Genomic DNA, 6,218 nt, shown 5'->3' with positions numbered 1-6,218 from the left:
ACTTTGTAAATTTACTTCCTTTTTTAGCCATGAGAAAAGAACCTCCTTATAAGAACAGTATAGTACTTTTTATACTGTCCATTATAAGGGGTTCTTTTCAGAATGCTCTGCTTTTTTCTTAAAATAAGCTTAGGAGTGACACTAGCCCTTTGGACAGCAATAAATCAAAGAGATAGATAATTACTGTGAAAAAGGCGGTATACTCAATAACTGCGATGAAATCTTTCAAAGCTTGCTTAGGTGTAGGCCATGTCGTATCACGCAAGACCCCAAATACGCTTTTTTTCTTCACTGTCGTCCCCTTTTATCTTGTTTCTTTATGCAAGGTGTATTGTTTACAATATTTGCAGAATTTTTTAACCTCCAACCGTGTTGGTTTGGGATTGCTACTAATACCAATGGAATAGTTGCGTGATCCACAAATCTCACAGGCTAGACTTGCTTTTTTTTGTGCCATAACGCCTCCGTTCCTTAGTTTACCATCTTCGTTACAATTTGTCAACTTATCTGAAATTGTCTAATAAGTCATCCCACCAACTCTTCACTTTTTCACCAATACCAGATTCTTCAACAGCCTGATTAATATTGTCTGCGGCTTGCTGAGCCTGATCTGTGAGGCTGTCAATAATAGATCGAGAATTTTCCTCTACTTCTGCCTCTGAATACGTTGCGGCTATCCCATTTGCCTCGTAGGCATTCTGAACAGTAAAGGTATTTCCAGCCGTATAAGGTAAAACATAGCTGGCCACTGCTGAAAAGAGTGTGGTCGAATCAAAATCTTCAATGTAATGCGTCTCATCTGTATTTTCAAAACCGACCCACTGAGCCATAACCACATCAGGCGTATAACCAATTACCCACTGGTCTCCGATAAGGTCAGCATTAAACTCCGTCTCAGTTGTTCCCGTTTTTCCTGCCATGGTGTAGCCATAGACATTTCCGTTAACCGCAGTCCCGTTTGAGAAGGTTCCAAGCATCATACTGGTCATTTTATCTGCAACAGACTGGCTAATAACTCGAGTTGATTTTTCGGTATAAGACTTAAGGGTCTCACCATTTGCCTTTTCAATTCGGGTGATGAGGTGAGCAGTTCCCATGACACCACCATTAGCAAAGGCAGAATAGGCTTGTGCCATTTGAAGAGGATTGGTTGTGATAGAACCTCCTAGCGCTAGACCAAGCTGTTCATTGGCAGTCGACATGTCAAGACCGAATTTTTCACCATAAGAAATAGCCTTATTGATACCTAATTGATCAACAGTGTAAACAGCTGGGATGTTATAGGACATGGCCAGCGCCTGATACATAGGAATGGACTCAGACTCAAAACCTCCATAGTTGGACGGCGCATACCCATTGAAGTCCATAGCTGAATTAGGTAATTCTGTATCAATTGCCCAACCCGAAGCAATAGCGGGGGAATAAACCACAAGTGGTTTTATCGTTGAACCTGGACTCCGTTTAGATTGGGTTGCAAAGTTAAAGCTACGGAAGGAAGCACTACTACTTTGCACGCGCCCAACCAATCCTCGAACACCACCAGTCGACGGATCAAGAGCCACACTAGCCGCTTGGGCCTGACTACCATCATAGGATGATGTCGGGAAATTATAAGTATTGTCAAAGACAGACTGCATACCAGACTGATAATTTTGATCTAACTCAGTATAAATTTTATAGCCGTTATCGACAATTTCTTTCTCCGTCAAGCCATAGACTGAAATAGCTTCATTGATGACCGCATCAAAGTAAGATGGGTACTTGTAGTCATCTGAAGTCCCAGCATAGGTGTCTGCCAGACGATTGCCCATACCGACGGCCATATTCTCTGTGGCAGTTTCCTCTGTAATCATCCCAGCATCCACCATGGCACTGAGTACCGTATCACGACGGTTAGTCGCATTTTCAATGGAATAATAAGGGTTATAGATAGACGGCCCTTTGAGCATACCCGCCAAGGTTGCAGCTTCATCCAAGGTCAAATTAGCCGCACTGGTCCCAAAATACTTCTGACTGGCGTCTTCGACACCCCAGACCCCATTTCCAAAGTAGGCATTATTGAGGTACATGGTTAGGATTTCCTGTTTGCTGTAGGCCTTAGTCAACTCCAATGCCAGGAAAAATTCCTTGGCCTTACGAGTGATGGTCTGCTCCTGGGTCAGATAGGCATTTTTGGCCAACTGTTGGGTAATGGTAGACCCACCACCAGTTCGACCAAGAGTCACTATAGCCAATAGATAACGCGGAATGTTAATCCCACTGTTTTCATAAAAGCTACGATCTTCAGTAGCGATAACAGCATTTTCTAGGTCATCGCTGATAGCATCCAATTCGACATAGGTCCCCTTTTGACCAGATAGCGAGCCCGCGTACTGCTCATCCTTGTCATAAATAACCGTCGTCGCCTTGAGGGCATCCTGCAAATCACTTACCTTGGTCGATTTAGCAAGGAAAAAGAGATAGGAACCAACGACCAGAACTACCAAAGCTGTCATAATCAATAAAATCCGAGTCAGATAGAAACGACGCCAGAATCTTCGAATCGGATGATTGTGAGGAAGTATCAAGCGGCTGTACCAATGTTTCTTGGCCTCCTCCTCTGAGACCCTAGGTTTGGAACGCTGATTACGACTGGAGCGGCTGAACTTGGAGTCCTTGACACTTATCTCTTCTGCTTCCAGGATATCCGCCTGAGCAGACTCAGTAGTCTCTTCACTAGGCTCAAAAGAAATCTGTTCAGATTGGTCTTGGAGGTCGACAGCCTTTGAAGGAGTAGACTTATTATCTGCTAATTCAGACTGGTGCTCCCAGTGGGACCACTCTTCCTGTTTTGTTTGTTTTTGCATCTTCGCAGCCTTTTGGGCCTCCTTGGCCTCACGGTCTGGGAAGAATTTTTTCTTTAATAATTCAAAAAAGTCCATACCCTATTATAACACGGCGATTTTTTTGCCTCAATTAGAAACCTTACTTGCCTGACCTTTGCTTTTTCGATACAATGGAAGCATTCTATCAAGGAGGTCACCATGGCATTTACTGTTACCTTTCCTAGTCCTTATCCCGATACTACTGTCAAGGACTTGCTAGAGCAACACTTACTCATTCCTAGGAAGATTCGCCATTTTCTTCGGATCAAAAAGCATGTCTTGGTCAATGGCAGAGCGATTAACTGGCAAAGTCTGGTCCAAACAGGTGATGTCTTAGAGTTGACCTTCGACGAAGAAGATTATCCTGAAAAAACCATCCCCTGGGGGCAGGCTGATATAGTTGAAGTCCTCTACGAGGATGACCATATCATCGTCGTCAATAAGCCAGAAGGCCTCAAGACCCATGGCAATGAACCGACAGAGATTGCCCTGCTCAATCATATCTCTGCCCATTGTCAACAGACCTGCTATGTCGTTCATCGGCTGGACATGGAAACCAGTGGTGCTGTGCTATTTGCCAAAAATCCCTTTATCCTCCCCATCCTCAACCGCCTCTTGGAGGACAAGGCCATCCACCGGGACTACTGGGCCCTAGCTGAGGGTGACACGGAGAAAGAGAAAATCTACCGTGATAAAATCGGCCGCCATCGTCAGGACCGTCGCAAGCGTGTCGTCGATCCCAAAAATGGCCAACCAGCCCTGACACTAGTGAGGTGCTTAAAAAGCTTAAACGGTGCTAGTCTGGTCAACTGTCAGCTCAAAACCGGACGGACGCACCAAATCCGGGTCCACCTGTCCAACCACGGCCATGCCATAATTGGCGATCCCCTCTACTCAAAGCGGCCAGCCAGCCGACTCATGCTCCATGCCCACAGCTTGAGCTTTGTCCACCCCTTAACTCTTGAAAAAATTACTGTAGTTGCAGCTTCTAAAACCTTTGAGCAGGTGCTAGCAAAGTGGAAATCTTCATCATATAAAAAATAGAGAGTGAGACAAAAATCGGCAACTCATAGAGGTCGATATTGTCCCACTCTCTTTTTAATATTCAATGAAAATCAAAAGCTGACAAGGCGGCTCGCTACAGACAGTACGGATGGTACGGCAAAGCGAGATAAGACAGACAGGTTTAAATTCTCAAAGAGTAAAAATTGTCATCATTCAGCTGTCTTAGTCAGTGTTGTACCATACATTGGCTTGGTATAATCGAAGTCCGTCCCAGTCGCTGTTTGCCATATAACAATCTTAAGTGTATTCCCAGAAATCTCGACACCGTATGCATATTGAACCCCGACTCCACCAAGATTTGCTCCCGGTATGAGAGCAGAGCCATCATTAGCAGTCAACCGGAAGAGACCTGGTGAAACTTCCGTATAGTCTGTAACAAGTGATGACGTTGTCTGTTTTTTATTTGACTTTATTACCTTGTCTGATTTTTTTGATGAGTTACTTGAAGAACTTGATGTTGTCGTCTCAGCCTCTGATAGTTCAATGGTCGTTGTAACTTTACCATCTGAGGTAACCATCATTTTTACCTTAGATTTATTATCTGATAATGTTCCTTCCCAGGTTCCCACCATGCTTTCAGGAACCGGCAAGAGTTCCTTGACTTGATTATCTTCAGAAAGAACTGAAACTGTTGAATGCCCAGACTTACTGAAACGATAATTACCATTCACTTTACTTAAGATCGCACGACCACCGATTGTTTGATAATAATCTCCCTGCGTTCTTCCACTAGTATCTGTTGCTTTATCGTAAAAGAAATCATAGGTCGCTGTATACTCTAAGACATAACTTTCCTTACCAATCTGACTGAAATTCGTCAAATAAATATTATCGATCCCCAAACTAGAAGCTCTACGATTATCTGTAAGCATTCTAGCTCTAAGGCTATCCTTGAGCGCCTTATAAAATTCATTTGTGTTGCCCGATTGAAAGACTGTTTCTAAGTCAGTTGTGGCAGGTTCTACACCGTAAGTTGCATAGGACCAAGCTTGGTTGAAAGCCGAAATGACTAAGTCCCCAGCAGCATCTTGAGATAAGAGACCATCAACGTTTAGAGGAACTTCGCTACCATTTTCTACACTCAATATTGCTACAGTATTTGAAGTCAAGTCTCCATCTGGATAGGTTTGTTTAACATAGAGGTCTGACTCATCAGATACCGGATAATTCGTGAACTCGTATTTATTCTGATTTATTTTACCAATCTCTTTATCTCCAAGAAGCAGCTTCCCTCCTTCAAGATTGCTGGTAACCGTAAAGGTTTTAAAGGCCACCGATAAATCAATGGTCGTTTGACTACCATCAAACGTCCGTTCGACATGATAAGGATTACCTTCATAAACTCCCTTTATGCTTGCCGTGTAATCCGCCATCGGTAAATGGTCAATCGTGATGTTATAATCTGCAGAATCAGCTTTAGCAAGCATCTTGTTATTAAGCAGGATATCCGCCTTGTCAATATTGGTATGAATAGTCAAACTAACAGGTTTGACAGCAAGCCTGTAGTCTGGAAAAATTCCAAATCGCGTTCCGACTTTAACCAAATAAAAATCATTGTTCTTATCAGCGGCTAATAACTCCGACTTCATGGACTCCAAATTTACATCAGCTGCTAAAGGCTTAAAGGTTGCATAGTTAGCCTCCTCCATTGTAATCAATTCCTTGGTATCGGACCAAACAAGATAGGGCTTTAAATCCTCAAAAGTCATTTTTTCTTCTTGACGTGCTTTCAAATAGCGGTCAATAAAGGCAGACTTCGAGAAATAGGTATAACCCAAAATCACCCCTACACCCAGCAGAACAAGGCTTAAAATGACTAACCCCCTCAGCCAAATCTGAGACCAAAAACGCTTCGCTACATTTTGTAATACCTGCATCTCTCACAATTCTCCACTCTTCTTTTTCGACTTGCCTCCATTATATCAGATTACATTGAAGTGAAACATTACAGAAGTGACCATCCCCCTACAAAATCGTAACAAATTTTCCAGTTTTCTATGATTTTATGCCCTGCTCCCATTCTTACCCAATCATTACTGCTATATTTGAGACCATAAATTCACTGCAGTCTGTAAAACTAGGCCACTAATTTATCAAAATATATGTCTAACTAGACTCTATCTCTGCCTTTATCAATCAGACACCAATTAGATTTGAACTGAAACCAAAATCTTCTTTTAAAACTTTTATGGCTCTATAATTTCTGTAGTGGGTAGCTCCCCTGCAGAGATTATGGAGCCTTTTTGAATGTAGAAAAAAAGTCCCATATGACCTATAATGAAAAGCGAT

5 protein-coding genes are annotated in these 6,218 nt (G+C 42.7%); 1 reads left to right on the top strand and 4 read right to left on the bottom strand.

All coding sequences use genetic code 11. From position 1 onward, the window contains the following. Positions 1-118: 118 nt before the first annotated feature. The 3 genes from secE to pbp2a are packed head-to-tail and all read right to left on the bottom strand — an operon-like array spanning position 119 to position 2,921. Positions 119-292, bottom strand: a complete 174-nt coding sequence (gene secE / locus ACFORF_RS01705; protein ID WP_380424791.1) for a preprotein translocase subunit SecE — start codon at positions 290-292, stop codon at positions 119-121. Positions 293-304: 12 nt separating this feature from the next. Continuing rightward, a complete protein-coding gene (gene rpmG / locus ACFORF_RS01700; RefSeq protein ID WP_380424789.1) occupies positions 305-457 on the bottom strand; it encodes a 50S ribosomal protein L33 in 153 nt (50 codons plus the stop codon). A gap of 46 nt (positions 458-503) precedes the next feature. Next, complete coding sequence (pbp2a, locus tag ACFORF_RS01695) at positions 504-2,921, bottom strand: penicillin-binding protein PBP2A (RefSeq protein ID WP_380424787.1); 2,418 nt, start codon at positions 2,919-2,921, stop codon at positions 504-506. A 102-nt stretch (positions 2,922-3,023) separates the two neighbouring features. Here pbp2a and ACFORF_RS01690 point away from each other — a divergent pair, with 102 nt between their 5' ends. Then, a complete protein-coding gene (locus ACFORF_RS01690) occupies positions 3,024-3,908 on the top strand; it encodes an RluA family pseudouridine synthase (protein ID WP_380424784.1) in 885 nt (294 codons plus the stop codon). A 170-nt stretch (positions 3,909-4,078) separates the two neighbouring features. On the opposite strand, the gene ACFORF_RS01685 is transcribed toward ACFORF_RS01690, so the two are convergent. Continuing rightward, a complete protein-coding gene (locus ACFORF_RS01685) occupies positions 4,079-5,806 on the bottom strand; it encodes a zinc ribbon domain-containing protein (protein ID WP_380424781.1) in 1,728 nt (575 codons plus the stop codon). Between the last annotated feature and the right edge of the window lie 412 nt (positions 5,807-6,218).

The organism is Streptococcus caprae, assembly GCF_042649745.1.
In the GTDB taxonomy this organism is placed as follows: domain Bacteria; phylum Bacillota; class Bacilli; order Lactobacillales; family Streptococcaceae; genus Streptococcus; species Streptococcus caprae.
Note: the sequence above shows the minus strand (reverse complement) of the source record. Positions and strands in the feature narration are given on the sequence as shown.

Bases quoted from the DNA above. Each gene is read 5' to 3' on its own strand.
- rpmG (WP_380424789.1), bottom strand. From the start codon at position 457: ATGGCACAAAAAAAAGCAAGTCTAGCCTGTGAGATTTGTGGATCACGC.
- pbp2a (WP_380424787.1), bottom strand. From the start codon at position 2,921: ATGGACTTTTTTGAATTATTAAAGAAAAAATTCTTCCCAGACCGTGAG.
- ACFORF_RS01690 (WP_380424784.1), top strand. From the start codon at position 3,024: ATGGCATTTACTGTTACCTTTCCTAGTCCTTATCCCGATACTACTGTC.
- ACFORF_RS01685 (WP_380424781.1), bottom strand. From the start codon at position 5,806: ATGCAGGTATTACAAAATGTAGCGAAGCGTTTTTGGTCTCAGATTTGG.